The following is a 16,980-nucleotide window of genomic DNA, read 5'->3' on the forward strand; positions in this document are numbered from 1 at the left end:
GCGAATTAGCCATCTCTTCAACTGAGGGTTGGCACGGACGTTCGTCGTATCCACGAGTCGGAGCGAAATTCGGCGTCTCCGAACACATTGTCTGCGGTCCAGAATTTTAACCGTCCGCAAAGCGTAGCTCTGTACAATGAATATCACGACTGAACTCGTTCTCCGTTCGCCTTCACTTCCACTCGTCAGTATCGCGGAGACGCTGCAACCCGATGAAGTAGACTGCGTTCACGCACTCTGTCTTCACTCGGACGTTCGGACGTTCACCGTGCAGTTTGACCTCGACGACGACGTCTCTGAATCGGAACTCTCGGCGCTCGATGACGTAACGGAGGCGACTCTCCTCGGCGAGACGAGCGACAGAACCATCTATCAGCTCACAGTTGAACTCGAGGATTCTGTCTCTGAAGCCTTCACTACTGAACACATCGACAGCACGCAACTGAGATCAGCGACTATCAGTAAGAACCGATGGCACGAAACGAAGCTGTTCAAAGACTACGAGGCAGTTAACGACTTCCGAGCAAGTTGCGAAGACAATGATATCTCTCTGGATCTCGTATCCATTACTCCTAATCCGTCGCTATCTGATGATTCGTCACAGGAGGGGGTCACCGAGCGACAGCGGGGAGGCGCTCTCCCTCGCACTCTCTCGTGGGTACTACGAGAGCCCGCGTCAAGTCACGGCCGAAGAACTCGCCGCGGAACTCGGCATCTCACAGCCCGCTCTGTCGAGTCTTCTCCGCCGCGGCGAGCGCCAACTTCTCACCGATTCGTTAGAGACGAGGGATCACTTAAACGCGGTTTCTAGATAACACCCAGTAGTAGCCGACGTCGATGGTCCTAGAAATTCCAAAACGGAAGTCAAGCGAACCGCCACACCTAATTATGTTTCTGGAAGGTTTCAAAACAGAGTCTGATATCCGAACTCGAATCCAATATTAACTCTGGGGCAGTATAACCACCATATCTATTATCTATGGATCTATTTTTAATATATGCCCATTGTGAGCTCCTCGATGACCGAGCGACTCCGCGATGATCTCGATAGGTTTGCAGAAGAACATGGCTACAGCGGACGAAGTGAGGTAATTCGCGAAGCGTGCCAATCACTGCTCGAAGAGTACCAAGAGACAGACTACGAGGACCGACAGGTACTGGCCACGATCACCGCCGTCTTCGGATACGATGAACCGGAGATTGAACGCCAGATGATGGATATTCGCCACCAGTTCGAAGCATCGATTCGATCAAACTCCCATAACTGCCTAGACAACAACGCAGGCTGTGTCGAGACGTTCGTCATCGAAGCCGCCTACCCCGACGTCTTGCGGTTTATTGGAATAATTCGAGGGACTGATGAGTCAGTCTTGGTCGAATACACGGTTGTTCCCGTCGATGTGATGAACGCAGAGATTAGCGAACAATAGGCCCACAGCCACCGGAAGGGTCAGGAAGAGGGAGAAATCACTAACAATATCCCTGAATTATCACCTCCCTACGATTGAACCATACACCTCTTCATGGCGGCCTCAACGGGACTAAAATCCTACTCGGCCACCAGAGCAATACATTCTCCCCAAATTCAGATACATCTCCTCGAGACGACAGATAGAGCAAGAATCTATCAACTGCCGCCTTGTTAGGACTACCTGTACTCAATAGCAACTAATTTCGCCCATTTGCAGGACTCAACAACGGTGATAGAGGACTTTCCTATCAGATGAGGTGATTCGAGAACTCTTGTTGATATTGGTACGTCAGGTTGGGGTCCTTCTGAAAGGGGATGTATAATCAAGGGAGACTGATTACCAACAATTCACATGTATAGAGTGCAGATTAATATACGATGCGCACGAGCTTCAACATCCCGGATGACCTCCTCTCCGAATTCGACGAAACGTGGCAGTCTGAGGGGTTAGATTCCCGTTCGCGCGGCGTCCGCGAGGCGATGCAGGAATATATCGAGGTACATACTCGACTCGAAGATATCGCGGGAGATGTCGTCGTCATCATCGCATTCGATTATGAACACGAAGCAGTGATCGAGGATATTCATGACGTGCAACATCAATTTCAGGACGTCATCACAATCACGAATCACATTCACGAAGGAGAGTGGTGCCTTGAAACCCTCTTCTACCGCGGACCTGCAGAACGGATCCGAAACCTCACCTATCACTTGCGGAATTTCGATGCGGTAAGTCGGGTCAAGTTGATGCTCCTTGCCGAGCACTAGGCTTTACTCATGACCGGATCGACTGGTCAAGAGAATTCCCGCTAAGTGATGTGACTGAGTAATCCACCGCTCGGACATCGGGTACTGCTCGAACAGTGTTGATGAACTCAAAGATGCCTTCCGTAGTTCCCTGTAAGACGAACAGCTCTCTGCAGTCTTGATCTCCAGTGTGTGTATGAGTGTTCGCGGAGACGATATATCGCTGCAATCGAGTAACGCTTCGGGCATCGAAATGCTAACTATACTATATGCTAAAAACTATAATAATGTTATTATTTTCTATTACTGAATAGCGCAACTGAGGATAATAATTAGTATTTTAGTGTAGCAGATTCATAACTCTCATATGCTGTTCAGTAACGACCCGATTCCGGTGACGATCCTCAGTGGAAGCCTCGGTGCTGGAAAGACCACGACACTCAACCACATCCTCAGTAGCGAGCGAGAACTGAACGCCGCCGTCGTCGTCAACGACATGGGTGAGGTGAACGTCGACGCCGACCTCGTCGAGCGTGAGTCAGAACTCACCCAGAACGACGAGGAAATCATCGAACTGTCGAACGGCTGTATCTGCTGTCGGCTCCGTGGAGATATGCTTGACGAGGTGGGACGATTGTCTGAAGAGCAAGACTTCGAATACCTCCTCGTCGAGTCGTCCGGAATCAGCGAACCGATTCCGGTCGCCCAGACGTTCACCCGTGGATTCGAGGACGCGGAGTTCGACCCCACCGGAGTCTATGAACTCGATACGATGGTTAGCGTCGTCGATGCACACAGCTTCTGGCAGGGCTTCGATTCGGGACAGGCACTCACTGACAACTCGATCGACCCTCAGGACAATCGCGTTCCCGAAGAAGCGCTTCTGGACCAGATCGAGTTCTGCGATGTCCTCCTGCTGAACAAGTGCGACCTCGTGCCTGAAGCGGAACTGGAGGAAATGGAGGCGGTACTCAAAGCACTCCAGCCGCGGGCGAAGATCATCCGAACAGAACACGGAGCGGTCGATCCCAAAGAGATCCTGAATACAGGACGGTTTGACTTCGAACGCGCCAGTCAGTCCGCGGGGTGGAAGCAAGAACTACAGGAGGGGCACCATCACGAGGCAGCCGCTGAGGAACACGGGGTTACCTCGTTCGTATTCGACGCCGACCGACCGTTTCATCCCGAACGGATTGCTCATCTCTTTGCCGACCTCCCGGATGGTATCGTCCGTGCGAAGGGCTTTTTCTGGTCGGCGGGCCGCGAAGACATCGCGATGGGGCTCGATAAAGCAGGCCAGTCCGTCCGGGCCGGTCCGAAAGGAACATGGATCGCTACGCTCCCGAAGGCCCAACAGGAGCGCTACTTCGCTGCGCGACCCGGTATCAAGGAGGACTGGGACGAGCAGTGGGGTGATCGCGGGATCCAGCTCGTCTTCATTGGCCGTGAGTTCGATCAAGAATCACTGGTCGAACGGCTGAACGACTGTCTCCTCTCAGACGTGGAGATGGATGAGGACTGGAGTGCGTATCCGGATCCGTTCGGTCTTGACGACCAGCGTGAACTGGCGTTGGCCGACGACTGATGAGCTTCGACGACCAACCACCAGTCACGATTCTGAGCGGCGGCCTCGGTGCTGGAAAGACGACCCTACTCAACCACCTCCTCACCGTCGGTGGTGAACAGTACGATATCGCTGTCCTCGTCAACGATGTCGGCGAGGTGAACGTCGACGCCAATCTCATCGAGAGTGGCTCCGAGCTCTCGATGGACGATGGTGGCGTCACGGAATTGTCAAACGGGTGTATCTGCTGCGGGCTTCAAAACGAACTGGATCAAGAACTCCGACGTCTCGCTTTCGATGAGGAGTTCGATTACCTGGTTATCGAAGCCTCAGGGATCAGCGACCCAGTCCCGATTGCACAACGGTTCGTCTCACCCGCGCGTGCCTCGGCGCTGTACGAACTTGACACGACCGTTACTGTGGTTGACGCCCACCAGTTCCATCAAGCGTTCGTCCTCAAGGATCCACTCAAATCCAGCGATGACGACACGCGGCCACTCTCGGATCTGCTCGCTGAGCAGGTCGAGTTTTGCAATGTCCTCATCCTCAACAAGTGTGATCTCGTCTCTGATGAGGAGCGTGAGGAGGTCGAACGTGTCATCCGAACACTCCACCCTGGAGTAGACATCGTCCGGACGACCGAAAGCGCTGTTGACCCGGATCGAATTCTCGGAACGGGGCAGTTCGACAAAGATGAAGCGAGTAACGCCGCCCGGTGGAAACAGGTTATCTCCACTAACCACGGGGACGACACAGATACAGACCTGCACGAGCACGACGACACCGAGACAGAGACAGAGACAGATCACAACGGCCACGAACACGAACATGGCGACGACCACAGCCACGAACATGACCATAGTGACGGCCAGGATCACGATCACCTTCACCCACCCGCGGAATTTGGTGTCGATTCGTTCGTGTACGAGCGCCACCGACCGTTCCATCCCGAGCGGTTCCATGAGTGGCTCCGTTCGTTCCCCGATTCCGTCGTCCGAGCGAAGGGCCATATGTGGGTCGCTGGACGCGATCGCTACGCTCTCAATCTGAGCCAAGCGGGTATACAGACCCACGTTGTGGTCAACGGTCGATGGGTGGCTACACTCCCCACATTCCAGCAGGAGTCGTACCGCGAGTCGCATCCGGGTCTCCACTGGGACGACCAGTGGGGTGACCGAGAAGTGAAACTCGTCTTCATCGGTGCCGGAATGGATCGGGCCGGTATCGCCGACGAACTCGACGACTGTCTCCTTACCGACGAGGAGATGGATGCCGACTGGAGCGACTTCGAGAACTCTTTCCCTGGTCGGAGGTCGTATTCACAGCCACCAACCGAACAGCGACTCGTCATCGGAGAGAAGAATGAGTGAGGCCAGTCCTGAACTCCCACCAACCGAGGATCGACGGACAACTGATGCCGACGGCCACGACTGTATCGACCCACTCGGCGTCGCCATCGTGACAGTGTCATCGTCCCGAGGGGCTGCCGTCGAAAATGACCCCTCGGATCCCAGTGGTGACGCCATTGCGAGTATCCTTGTCAAAGCAGGCCACGTCGTCACGGCACGCCGGATGGTTCCGGACGACTACTTCCGGATCCAGACGACTGTGAGTGAGTGCCTGGATCAGGAGGATGTCGACATCGTCGTGACAACCGGCGGAACGGGGGTTACCGTCGACGACGTCACTCCTGACGCAGTGAGTGAACTCTTCGACCGCGAACTGCCGGGATTCGGCGAAGCGTTCCGATGGCTCTCCTGGGAGGAGGTACGAACGCGTATCGTCTCCACCCGTGCGACAGCGGGTATCGCCCGCGACGTGCCAGTGTTCGTGCTTCCAGGAAGTGTGAACGCCGTCGAGCTCTCCACAGCGGAGATCATCTCCGAAGAAGCCCCACATCTCGCCGGGCTCGCGACCCGACACATAGCCGGTGAGGCGGATGAGTGAGTACAGAGTAGGGTTCGTGGTTCTTGCCCCCACGTAGGGTGGGCAAACAATGACGCTCTACGGAATCTGACTCGGGCCGGGTGCGCCCAATCTGCTCACAGTTCGTGGTCGCTGATGGCTCGAATCGGCTGACATCGTCTACTCACCAGGGCAGATTTCACGGCGCGTCGCAGCCGAGTACGTCTCCGAATCGAAGCTAGGTAATCTCGAGTTCCCGATGACGACTGGCCCTGGGTAACTGCAGGAGGCTTGGAAGACGGCGGCTTCGGAAGTCGAACCACGAGCGCGAAACGGTGATGCAGCGTTTGTCACGCTCGGCGATCCCTGTACCTACTTGACGTTCGGCCATCTCTGTCGGACACTTCGCGAGCACCATTCCGATGTGGACGTTGCAGTCATTCTGGCAGGTCAGTAGTGTAACAGCATCCGCCTCAGTTCTTGGAGTGGATATTGACGTCGAGGCAGAACTAACGCTACGCGAGGCGACTGACGGCGGCACAGATCGGGTCGGAGCGATTGCTTCTATTCAAATGACTAACGTACCGATGACCCATGAGAAACTGATTAAGCGGGCTACGACGTTACGTTTGGCCGACGCCTGTTCATGAACACGGGGGAGACGCTCGTTACCAGTGAATCCGGGGACGTGGCCGAACGAGACGACTACACCGTAGCGTACGCCGAAAAACAGGAGGAGGCCGAATCGGGTTGATGAGACGAAGCTATCAGGCGTCTGGACGATAGGAAAACTCAGGCTGTAACGCCGAGTGTCTCCAGTTCTTCGGCGGAGTATTCAGCGCGGAGTTCCTCCGTCGGGTGTTCTTCGAGGACCTCCTCTCGCTCTTTGTCATTCATCTCGGTCAGGTCACTGAAGCAGTGGCACATTGCGGTTATACCTGGGATCTAAAGATACTAAATGCCTGTTAGCACGCTTCTCCGGCTTATGTAATACGGGATATGAGATAGTAACGTTTAGCAATTCCAAGCGACGGATTAGTTATCTACCCTGCTGTTAGTAACACTTCCTATTGTACAACAGGTTATTATTAACACAATCTCTATAGTTTATATCTCACAATATCTGTTCTACATCTATTAACAACAGATGTCTCGATACACCTGACGACAACTCGTCGCGACTGGAATCAGTCTCACTACTATCGGCTCCTTTCCCGACTATCTCTCAAGTGACACCGGTTCCGATGGCTCAAGTGGGGACGAACCAGAAGCACAGTCTTCGTTCTTCGTGCTCGGAGATTTCGCCAGTCAGGTCGTAGGTGACACCGCGGCCGCGGAAACGCTCGTCCCAATGAAGCTTTACGAGGTCCGCGAAATAGACGGTTTCGCTTGACTGTGGGGTATTTTTGATTGCTGAACAAGTTGAACCAAAGGGGGTTCATAAGCTAGTGAACTGACATCTGTGTGTCAGACTGATCCGAGAGACCGATAGCGAGTAAGTAGCAGGCGATTCCAGCGACGACAATTGAGCCACCGGGTGGGAGACTTGTTCCAATCGAGAACGCCAGCCCACTAAGGATGGCTATCTGTCCGAATAGGATCGAGAGCACCAGTGTCTCGCGAAAGCTATGGGCAATCTGTGTCGCAGTTGCAACCGGGATGACGAGCATCGCTGCAACGAGAATTACGCCAAGGATTTGCATCGCACCGACGACGACGACGGCAGTCATAATAATCAGGAGCATGTTATACCGGTCGACGTTGAGTCGCGCGACGCGGGCAGCCTGTTCGTCGAACGTGATGAACAGCAGTTGCTTATACGTGGCTGCGACGATGGCAACGACGACAACGGTGAGCGCGGCCACCATCCGTGTGCCTTCGATGGTAATGACCGCCAGACTACCGAACAGAAAGCCTTCGATATCGATCGCCATCGAGGCGAAATCCCGCCCCCACGTGATGAGGAGCGTGCCGATTGCAAAACTCCCACTGAGAACGATTGCGATGGGAACGTCTCCATATGTGGTGGTGTGCTCGGTCAACCACTGGAGTGCGATCGCACCAAGTACGCTCACGATGAGTGCAACGATCAGTAGAGAGCCGCCCCATCCGGTTACAGCAGCAAATAGTACTCCGACGGCAACACCAGTGAATGCCGTGTGTGCGAGCGTCTCACCGATAAGCGCCATTTGCCGGTGAACCAGAAACGTTCCGATGACCGGTGCGACGATTCCGATAAGCACGCCCGTTGCGATTGCCCGCCACGTGAACGGGTGTTGAAATTGATTCGTTCCTAAGTATATGTCCATCCACGCTCCAGCGATCAGAAATTGATCGAATAACAGATCTGCGTGGGGACCGATCATCGCCCACTCCGGTGCGAATCGGAGCCAGTCAAGCGTAATGAAACCGATCATGAGGACAGCAAGAACGGCCGTAACGACGATCCCGACCAGTTCGATCAGTTCACGTACTGTGTGTTCATCACGGCGCTCGAAACGACTGGGTTCCCTGTCCGTCGATTCGCTGTCGGTAACGGACTTGCTTGTGTCTTGACTCATAGCTGAGCAGTTTCGACGAAGCCGTTGATCAACTCGAGGGTACCAACGAACGACACACTCGTGAGGACCAAGAACGACTCACACTGACGTGATCGCATGATTACTCCGCACCCAATGCTTTCTCGAGAGACGGGATGTTCACCTCTTCCATCTGTTCAACCCATCCCCAGTCTTGTTCGGCCCACTCCTGGGTCGTTCCCCCAACAGGGGTAAGCGGCTCAGCGTTTGTTGCGGAACTGTTTTCGATTAGCATTTCAGCCGCCGTGGGAAGGGAATCCTCCCCTGGTGTCTCGAACGGATCATAGAGAATTGTATCGATATTGTGTTCCTCGACGATGTCTACCATGTCGCTAATGTCTTCCAGAGACTCAGCGGCGTCAGGCGTAACGCCGACGGGCGTGTGCAACTCGAAGCCGTATTGTCGTTCGACGTATCGATAGGAGTCGTGAGCGACGAAGACGGCGATGTCGCGCTCTGCGTTCTCGATGAGCGATTGGAACTGCTGGTCAACAGCAGTAAGTCGTTCTTTGTAGGCCGCAGCGTTTTCGGCAAACAGTTCGGCGTTGTCCGGATCAATCTCAGCGAGTCCGTCCGTAATGGTGTCGACGACTCGGCCCGCAAGTACGGGATCAACCCATACGTGCGGATCGTGAAACTCATCACCCCCCTCTTCGTCGATCTCTTCGACAACGTCGACACTCATCGGGGCCACATCAGTTTCGTGGACGAGTTCTCCCTCGTGACGGAGTTGGAAAACAATCTCCGTTTGTCCGGTCTCGAGGCCGGATAGTTCGACGGAATCGCCGTGTGACGTGATCTCGAGTGGACCGTCCGACGCACCGTCGGCCAATCGCATGTCGAACTGGAACGCCTCGTTTGGCCCGAGTGGAACGACCCGTTCCTGATTGTCCGAAAACACGGCAGTGACCGGGACGCTATCGTCGACTGGAACGTCAGGAACGCTGCCGTGCCAGTGATCGATATGCCAGTAGCCGAGTTGCTCATTCGACCGAAGGTCATAATACGGATACTGGTTCGTTGTAATGTCCGCAGGGTCGAATTCGTGATTATAGTCGGGCTCTGGGAGGGACTCACTGTCACCACCGAATGGGATCAGATACGAGTCCATGCCGTCGAGTCCGTCGATTACGGCGATATCGTCCTCATAGTCGCGCTCGAGCCCGGCCACGACATCCTGTGCCCAAGAGAACTCTGGCGTGTCAAGGTAAACAAATACCTCACTCGAGGCAATTTCCGAGGTCAGGTTTCCATTGGGTTCCCAACCGTGTCCCATTACTCCGGTGTCGACCGGATTCTCGAAGTCCATTGTCTCTCCCGCGACCTGATTGGCAAAGTCCCAGAGCGCGAAGAAGGCGGCGTATCCGCCCTCACCGTCCTCGGTAGGATCGCTTAGGCATCCAGCAAGACTACCCAAAGCAGCGCCACCTAGAGTTCGTTTCAACACTGACCGCCGTGTCACGTCCATACTGAGATGCTGAACTCCTTAAATAAAAATGTTATTACTCAACTACAATATTTTAGCAACAAGAAGTAGAATAGGGTAACATCTTAATAACTAGCCTGGTTTTTCACTCTGTTCGCTGTCGGCCGACCTGAGCGATGATAAGTGCGAGAATCACACCAAATGTGGTCAAAATACTAAATCCTGGTGTAGAGTCATCGGACTCCCCTTTGTTTTCCGTTTCTTCACCTGCTTCAAGCGGCGTTCGTTCGTCAAATTCGGCGTGGAGGCACGCATGGTTATGATCGATCACCGCCTCGGCTACTAGCTCTACCGAACGCTCCGCTGATTCTCCTTCGTTTTCATCCGCTGGCTCCGAATCTGATTCCCCTCCATTTTCGCTTTCGTTTGTTGGTTCTGATTCAGAGTCGGGCTCCGCTTCATTGCCGGTTTCGTTCGCTGAATTTGTGTTTGGGTTTGGGTTCTCTTCAGTACAACCAGCGATAACCCCCACCGCCAACGTACTGCCACTCGCTTTGAGCGTCTTTCGTCGTGTTAGCTCCATAACTAACTGTTCCAGTTTCTTGTCTAAAATTGTTATTATCTAATAGTATTTTAATACACTATATGTTATATGTTCTTGGAAGAGAAATCTATTTACAGGCGGTATAGGATAATGCCCCGGGGCTTGACCCCGAGGCGATTCACGATCCCCTCAGAATCGCTATGCGAGTATCCCCGCTCGACATCTCAGTGACCGCGGGAGCGTCGTGTCGGTGGCCAATCCCTCGAGTTGATCCGCTTCGCCGCATTCGGCGAGTCGATCGAGGGCGTGCTGACGAAACTCACCACGAAGTCCGTCAGCCTTGATGATGACAGCGAGTGCGGTTCGCTCATTACTTTGTGCAAGTGTTTCGATCGCACTGTGGCGGTTATCTCGTGAGACGTTTCGTTTGACTACGTTCTGAAATCCTTTTGATATCTATTCACTAAGATATTGAGTTGGTATTTCAACCAATACGGTATGTGGAACTTCGTCTGGGAAATCACCGAGCATCCTCCAGAGAGAGATATGAACCTTCCTTAGCTGAGATCCACGTTGTTCGAACCGACGCTCTATCTAGTGCCGAATAAATCGTGCATACATCCAGATCGTCGTCATACTGTTCTATTCGTGATTGGCAGATTATTGATACGTGTCGATCGGGACCTGCTCTCCCTGAGGTGGATCGATCAGCAGGGTCGTATGATGTATCTGTCACGGGATTATGGGGAGTGGGTGGTCGATTAATCAGTGGTGCCAATCTCTACCTGGCTACCGTGTTCGGGCGTCTGGCTTTCCTCGTAGAACTCGATGGGATCGAGGTCTGACTGATCGAATTCAAGCGTGAGCGTCTGGGCGAAGGGGAGCGACTCGGCGGCAAGATTCGTGTCGATGTCTACCTCACTCATATCATTGACGAGTACGCCGATATCGCAATCGTCGCTCTCGCGCATGAGATGGTCGAGCGTGGTCGTCTTGCCACCACCGGGGTTCCCGGAAATGACCGTTACGAGTTCCAATTGCGCTCCCATGTTTTACTAATAACCCCTCTATCCATAATATGTCTTGTTATCTATTCCGACTAATTTATTAATACGGGTCGAGTTACATCGGTTAGAAAGGAGGTACTAGAACGGTTATGAAATCGACACCGTCACGAGATCAGTTCGCGTGTGTAATCGTCGGTGGTGGCATCCACGGCACGTACCTCGCCCAACGACTCCTTGAGGAGACATCCCTCGACAGGACAAACATCGCAATCGTTGATCCGCACCAGCAATTGCTCGCCTCATTTCGTGAAAAGGCACGTGCATGCGGAATGGAATCGCTTCGATCGTCGTTTGTTCACCACCTTGGTACGGAGCCGTTCGGACTCGAACACTTCGCAGAGGGAACCGATCGAGAGGACGAACTCGTACCGACAATCGATCATCCGCCGCGACCATCCTTGGACCTCTTCTTGGACTATGCAGAGTACGTGATCGAGAAAAACTCCCTTGAAGCGCTTCACATCCAATCGACCGTCGAAGCAATTTTCGAACAAGGCGATGGACCTAGATTCCGACTCGAGACGACGGCTGGGCTTATCGAGACGCACAACTGTGTCCTGGCGATCGGACACGGCGGCCGATATCGGTGGCCTGATTGGGCAGTGGATGTCGACGGTGTCGAGCACGTCTGGGATGGCTTTGACCAGGACACTACGGTTGATCACACCATCGTTGTCGGTGGTGGGAGTACAGCTGGGCACCTCGCGTGTACGTTGAGCGAGACAGAGTCGGTGACGATGATCACCCGACATCCCCTCGAGTGGGAAGTGCTTGAGGCGGATCCACCGTGGATCAACTGGTCGCATCTGGAACGGGAGCTTCACGTACATCCACCTGGCTCAAGCGAACGACTCAGCGTGATCAGGGATGCGCGATATACTGCGACGGTACCGACATATCTCTCTCAGGAATTCGAGACGAAACTTGAGGAGGGATCGCTTGCCCTTGAACAGGGAGAGATCTGGACGGCACGATCTGACAATGGATCCGTCCAACTCTTCCAGGAGGATGGAACGCAAACAGTCACTGATCGAATCGTACTCGCAACGGGATTTGAACCGGTGTTCCGGCATCCGTTTATCGAGCGACTCGCAAGTGAAATTGGGTTGGATCGAGGGTATCGAGGAATGCCGATTCTCGATGATCAGACACTCGAATGGCAACGGATCGATGGAAGCCAAACATCTCTGTACGTTTCCGGAGCACTGGCACTCGGAACAATTGGTCCGTATGCACCCAATATCCCTGGCGCGAGACGGGCTGCAGATCGAATAACGAAAGCGATCAGTTGAAGGTACGGTCCGTCTAGGCTAGTACTATCTCAGAACGGTTTCGATACCTTTGCAGAAGAGCACGGCTACGGCGAATGAAGGAACCTCTCCATCGTAAACGGTAAAATCACGCCTCGAAGAAAGATAGTTTCTCACTGGAGCCGAAGATTCTGAAGTCCGAAGGTATACTTTGTTGGATGGAGATCGAAATTCTTCACCCGGCTGTGGACGCCTGAAATAGATTCATTATATGTTAGCATCCCCAGCGGTGTATCACGGTGGATGATCGTCTGTAGCTCGTTGTAGAGTTCCTTTCGGGTCGAGAATTCTGTCTCACGTCGACCGCGTTCAATCAGTTCATCAGCATCTGGGTTGTCATAGCCAGTGTATATCTGCGTATCTTCCGAGTGATAAAATGACATCGCTCGATCTGGGTCAGCCACCCAGAAAAACGCAAACGATAACAGACTAACGTCCGTTTCGCCGGCCTGCATCTCTTCTTGGAGCGCAGCCCATTCGGTTGTCTCTACTTCGACATCGATTCCGACAGCAGCGAGTTGGTCTTGTATAGTCACCGCAATAGTTTTGAGGTCGGGCTGTCGCGTGTACGTTCGCAACACGATCTCGAACGACGTTCCATCCTTTTGACGTGGGGATGACTCCCCGTTCGTGGATTCCCACCCGGCATCTTCGAGCAGGTTTTTGGCCCTTTCTGGGTCGTATCCGTATGGTTCGAGGGACTCGTTCGCCCAATCGGTCAAGGACGGTGAAAACGGCCCGACAGCGGGACTTCCTACCCCATTAAGGACAGTCTCCACGATTCTTTCCGTGTTAATTGCGTGATTGACTGCCTGCCTGACCCGGACGTCATCGAATGGTGGTCTCCGAACGTTATATGCCAAAAATCTGCTGTTAGAGGTCTCCGTTAGTGTGGTCTCGACGTCACCAGTTTGTGATAAATTACTCATTGCTGACGCCGGGAGGGTGAGTGATAGATCGAGTTCACCGGACTCGAGACTGAAAACTTTCGTCTGTTTGTCTCGAATTCCTTGGAAGACGACGCGATCGATTTCCGGCGTCGGATCATAGTAGTCCGGGTTTTTGACAGCCACGAGTTCCGTTCCCGAATTCCACGATTCGAAGACATACGGACCGGTAGCGATCGGTTCATCGAACTTCCCTGAATCAGTCATTGAGTTCGGGCTAACGATCGTTGCGTACCGATGCGATAAATACGATGGAAGCGGCGCGAACGGTTTCGTCGTTGTGATCTTTACTTCGTGCGTATCCGTTACTTCGATTGCTTCGACCGGCAGCGGTGATAAGAGACTGGCCGAATCAAATGCTCTCTCGAGGGAGAACTTCACTGCGTTGGCCGTTAGATCTGTGCCATCGTGGAACTGAACGTCGTCTCGAATGTTGAATATCCACGTTAGGCCATCGTCAGAAACTACCCAGTCACTGGCTAGTTGTGGCTGAATTTCTAGGGTGGGAGAGACATGACAGAGAGTTTCGTAAACGCCAATTCGTCCTAGCGGTCCACCGCCGTGGTTAACTGGGTCGATGGATTCCGGGATATATGATGAACCGATGTTGATAGTAGAATTGGTATCAGAATTCGCCTGACATCCGCCGAGGAGTCCCATGGCAGCAGTACTGAGTCCTGCGGTGATGAATCGACGACGTGTCTGTGATGGCATCTGTTATCTACTTCCTCTTCGACTGTCCATTAGTTTCTCCTGCTTTTTGAAGAACTCAACCATTTTCCGAGCGGCCCGCCGCTTACGATCGCGGCGCTCTTCGTGTGAAATCTCTTCGACGCCCTCCGGAACGGCTCTGTCGTGGCGGTCGTAGTATCCGGCCGGGACGACCCAATCGTTGTAGAAATTCGGCCGCTCGCGTTCGACGATCGAACGGGCGACGCGTGCCCCGTCACCGGCGTTCACGATCGCCTGATGATACGTTTCGGTGATTCGACCTGCGGCGTAGACTCCGTCGACGTTGGTTTGACCATTATCGTTCGTCGACACCACTTCGACATCACCGGGGTGTTCCTCCGGGACGGTCTCGACGCCGAGCGGAGAAAGATACTCCGTCTCCGCCCACGACGTGGCGAGGATGTACCGAACGTCATGCGTTTTGTCTCTAGATTCACCCTGACTGCGAACCTGGAATCCGTCACTATCGACTCTCGCTGAGATCTGTTCAACTGTCGTCTCTGTACGATCACACCCGACGGATTCAGTGTGCTCGTACAGTAGGTCTCGGAACGCCGTCGGCGAGATGCCCGCCGGAAAGCCGAGGTAGTTCTCGAGGAACGCGCACTTTCGGAGCGCGGAGCGTCCGTGGTCGAAAAGCAATACGTCGAAGTCGGCACGAGCCAGGAAGACACCGGCCGCTGAGCCGGCCGGCCCGCCGCCGATGATGGCAATGTCGTAACTGTCAGTCATTGTTCAGTTGGTATGAAGTATCTACTCGTCGCTCCATCCGTGAGCGACTCTATACGAGTATCAACGAGATTGGAAACTAGCTGTCGAAGCCGTCTGGGATGCATTATTGTATAATTGCCGTACATGTTATTCACCCGATGGTATCGAAACCCCTGCAAGCTTGTACTCATTTCCGACTGGATGGTCGGGGGTGAAGTTTTCAATGTCGGACCGCACGCCGTGGACGACAGTCATGTAGCTTTGGTAGCTTATCGGGAGATCGTCCATTACGATCGCCTGAACACGATCGTAATACTGCTTTCGTTGATCTCTATCCTGTGTCGCTCGCCCCTGATCCAGTAGTTCGTCTACTTCTTCGTTTTCGTATCCAGTGTTCATGTACGAGTCTTCGGAGTGATAGAGCGACGCGAGATTTTCCGGGTCGGGCGGATAGGCGAACGTGGTTCTCGCTTCCATCGTGGTATCGAAGTCCCCTTGCTGTTTTGCATCCATCATCGCCGCCCATTCCGTGAGTTTCACGTCGACATCAAATCCCACATTCTGAAGTTGTGATTGCATTGCTGTCGCGAGCGTTCGGAAGTTGGCCCGCGTTGGAAACGTGTGCAGAGTGATTTCCAACGCCTCGCCGTCGCGATATCGGACATCATCCTCCAGCACCCAACCCGCACTGTCGAGAAGCCTGCCAGCTTCCTGCGGGTCGTGAGCGTACGTTGTCAATTCGTCATTCGCCCAGTAGATAGACGGTGGCCAAGGACCGATACCGACTTCACCGACGCCATCGAGTATGTTCTCTACGTTGGATCGTTCGTTGAGTGCATAGTTTGCAGCTTTGCGGACACGTTTGTCCGCGAACGGACCCGAATCGGTGTTGAATGCCAGACAACGGACTTGTGTCTTCTGCTGAAAATGCACGTTCGTGCTGGAGTCATTCTCGAATGTACTCACTGAGGATATCGGCTGATTCCAAACCATATCTAACTCGTCGTTGAGCAGTTTCAATTCGCGGGTCTTCCCGTCGAGTACGACCTCGAACTCGATCTGGTCAATATCCGGATGAGATCCGTAGTAATCCTCGTTTCGTACCGCAATTATACTCTCATCGGGTGTCCACGATTCGACTTCGAATGGACCAGTGAATGCCGGTTCGATCCGCTCGTCGTCTCCAAGGTTCTGGGGGCTGACGAGGGCTGCCGTATTATGTGCGACATAGGCTGGAAGCGGAACGAACGGCGTGTCCAGATCGATTCTGAGACCGTACTGGTCTTCGGCAGTGATTGACGTGACCGGAACAGACGAAATGAACGACGACGGGTCGGAAAACGAACGGTCTAGCGACCACTGGGCAGCGTCAGCGTCGAACTGTTCCCCATCGTGAAACGTCACATCTTCGCGGAGTTCGAAACGCCACGAACTGCCGTTCTCGTTCGTACTCCAATCGGTGGCCAGAGACGGTGTGAGGTTGAGGTCGCTATCGATTCGAACGAGGCACTCCTGCAGACCCATCCACCGGGGAAGCCAGGAGGCAGAGATGGGATCCAGAGTCTCTTCACTGAATGCCTTGCTGAGTCGGAGTACGTGCTCCGTGTTATCGCCCTCAGAACAACCGGCTACAAGACTCGAGGTCCCAACTGCGAGACCTCCGAGTAGCTGCCGCCGCGAGTATCGTCCTATCATTGCCACTGGCACCTCTTAAAGTCGCGATTGTCGATAACCATGGAGCGAGGATTGTGGTTGGGGACACCTGTTCTTGCATCGCGTGTGAAGTTCCTCTCCTCAGAGAACTTTCCATTGTCTGAAACTGCCGCCACACTACCTGCAGCAATTTCACGTAACTGGCATGGTGAACTGCATTTTCCATAATTTATCGGCATCTTATTTTTAGTAGTGGTTATAAATATATTCCATTCTGAAAGTATGTTCAGTGGCCGTTCGTTTGCCACGGTTTCATTCATCGAA

At 53.6% G+C, this 16,980-nt stretch carries 15 protein-coding genes and 2 pseudogenes; 8 read left to right on the forward strand and 9 right to left on the reverse strand.

Annotation, left to right across the window (positions count from 1 at the left end; genetic code table 11):
* The first annotated feature begins 136 nt into the window (after positions 1 to 136).
* From SM755_RS21155 to SM755_RS21165, 3 genes and pseudogenes are all read left to right on the forward strand, one after another.
* Positions 137 to 815, forward strand: a pseudogene (locus SM755_RS21155) (helix-turn-helix domain-containing protein).
* Between the two features lie 204 nt (positions 816 to 1,019).
* On the forward strand, positions 1,020 to 1,430 hold the full coding sequence (locus SM755_RS21160) for a nickel-responsive transcriptional regulator NikR (RefSeq protein ID WP_323174422.1): 411 nt from the start codon (positions 1,020 to 1,022) through the stop codon (positions 1,428 to 1,430).
* Between the two features lie 419 nt (positions 1,431 to 1,849).
* The gene (locus SM755_RS21165; RefSeq protein ID WP_323174423.1) at positions 1,850 to 2,239 is read left to right on the forward strand and encodes a CopG family transcriptional regulator; all 390 of its coding nucleotides are present in this window, start codon (positions 1,850 to 1,852) and stop codon (positions 2,237 to 2,239) included.
* A gap of 7 nt (positions 2,240 to 2,246) precedes the next feature.
* Here SM755_RS21165 and SM755_RS21170 read toward each other — a convergent pair whose 3' ends face one another.
* Positions 2,247 to 2,447 (reverse strand): hypothetical protein, encoded by a 201-nt coding sequence (locus tag SM755_RS21170; RefSeq protein WP_323174424.1) that lies wholly within the window; start codon positions 2,445 to 2,447, stop codon positions 2,247 to 2,249.
* A gap of 138 nt (positions 2,448 to 2,585) precedes the next feature.
* Here SM755_RS21170 and SM755_RS21175 point away from each other — a divergent pair, with 138 nt between their 5' ends.
* The 4 genes from SM755_RS21175 (at position 2,586) to SM755_RS24560 (ending at position 6,144) form a co-directional block, all read left to right on the forward strand.
* Complete coding sequence (locus SM755_RS21175) at positions 2,586 to 3,803, forward strand: GTP-binding protein (protein ID WP_323174425.1); 1,218 nt, start codon at positions 2,586 to 2,588, stop codon at positions 3,801 to 3,803.
* Positions 3,803 to 5,152, forward strand: coding sequence for a GTP-binding protein (locus SM755_RS21180; RefSeq protein WP_323174426.1), 1,350 nt, complete (start codon positions 3,803 to 3,805; stop codon positions 5,150 to 5,152). The genes SM755_RS21175 and SM755_RS21180 overlap by 1 nt, the downstream gene beginning before the upstream one ends.
* Entirely contained in the window at positions 5,145 to 5,729 is a 585-nt protein-coding gene (locus SM755_RS21185) for a molybdenum cofactor synthesis domain-containing protein (protein ID WP_323174427.1), read from the forward strand. Before SM755_RS21180 ends, SM755_RS21185 begins: the two co-directional genes overlap by 8 nt.
* 238 nt (positions 5,730 to 5,967) lie before the next feature.
* Positions 5,968 to 6,144 (forward strand): SAM-dependent methyltransferase, encoded by a 177-nt coding sequence (locus SM755_RS24560; RefSeq protein ID WP_369335275.1) that lies wholly within the window; start codon positions 5,968 to 5,970, stop codon positions 6,142 to 6,144.
* A gap of 988 nt (positions 6,145 to 7,132) precedes the next feature.
* Here SM755_RS24560 and SM755_RS21190 read toward each other — a convergent pair.
* From SM755_RS21190 to SM755_RS21205, 4 genes and pseudogenes are all read right to left on the reverse strand, one after another.
* A complete protein-coding gene (locus SM755_RS21190; RefSeq protein WP_323174428.1) occupies positions 7,133 to 8,248 on the reverse strand; it encodes a metal ABC transporter permease in 1,116 nt (371 codons plus the stop codon).
* 100 nt (positions 8,249 to 8,348) lie between these two features.
* Complete coding sequence (locus SM755_RS21195; protein WP_323174429.1) at positions 8,349 to 9,734, reverse strand: metal ABC transporter substrate-binding protein; 1,386 nt, start codon at positions 9,732 to 9,734, stop codon at positions 8,349 to 8,351.
* A 103-nt stretch (positions 9,735 to 9,837) separates the two neighbouring features.
* A complete protein-coding gene (locus SM755_RS21200) occupies positions 9,838 to 10,275 on the reverse strand; it encodes a hypothetical protein (RefSeq protein WP_323174430.1) in 438 nt (145 codons plus the stop codon).
* A gap of 770 nt (positions 10,276 to 11,045) precedes the next feature.
* A pseudogene (locus SM755_RS21205) lies at positions 11,046 to 11,285 on the reverse strand (GTP-binding protein); the annotation flags it as partial.
* A gap of 107 nt (positions 11,286 to 11,392) precedes the next feature.
* Between SM755_RS21205 and SM755_RS21210 the strand changes: the two are divergent.
* A complete protein-coding gene (locus SM755_RS21210) occupies positions 11,393 to 12,595 on the forward strand; it encodes an FAD/NAD(P)-binding protein (RefSeq protein ID WP_323174431.1) in 1,203 nt (400 codons plus the stop codon).
* Between the two features lie 131 nt (positions 12,596 to 12,726).
* On the opposite strand, the gene SM755_RS21215 is transcribed toward SM755_RS21210, so the two are convergent.
* The 4 genes from SM755_RS21215 to SM755_RS21230 form a co-directional block, all read right to left on the reverse strand.
* Complete coding sequence (locus SM755_RS21215) at positions 12,727 to 14,220, reverse strand: ABC transporter substrate-binding protein (RefSeq protein WP_323174432.1); 1,494 nt, start codon at positions 14,218 to 14,220, stop codon at positions 12,727 to 12,729.
* 57 nt (positions 14,221 to 14,277) lie between these two features.
* Positions 14,278 to 15,024 carry an FAD-dependent oxidoreductase gene (locus SM755_RS21220; RefSeq protein WP_323174433.1) on the reverse strand — a complete coding sequence of 249 codons (747 nt, stop codon included), beginning with the start codon at positions 15,022 to 15,024 and terminating at the stop codon, positions 14,278 to 14,280.
* Positions 15,025 to 15,150: 126 nt separating this feature from the next.
* Entirely contained in the window at positions 15,151 to 16,698 is a 1,548-nt protein-coding gene (locus SM755_RS21225; protein ID WP_323174638.1) for an ABC transporter substrate-binding protein, read from the reverse strand.
* Positions 16,695 to 16,964, reverse strand: coding sequence for a hypothetical protein (locus SM755_RS21230; RefSeq protein ID WP_323174434.1), 270 nt, complete (start codon positions 16,962 to 16,964; stop codon positions 16,695 to 16,697). Before SM755_RS21230 ends, SM755_RS21225 begins: the two co-directional genes overlap by 4 nt.
* Positions 16,965 to 16,980 lie beyond the last annotated feature (16 nt).

The organism is Natrialba sp. PRR66 (genome assembly GCF_034808065.1).
GTDB lineage: Archaea > Halobacteriota > Halobacteria > Halobacteriales > Natrialbaceae > Natrialba > Natrialba aegyptia.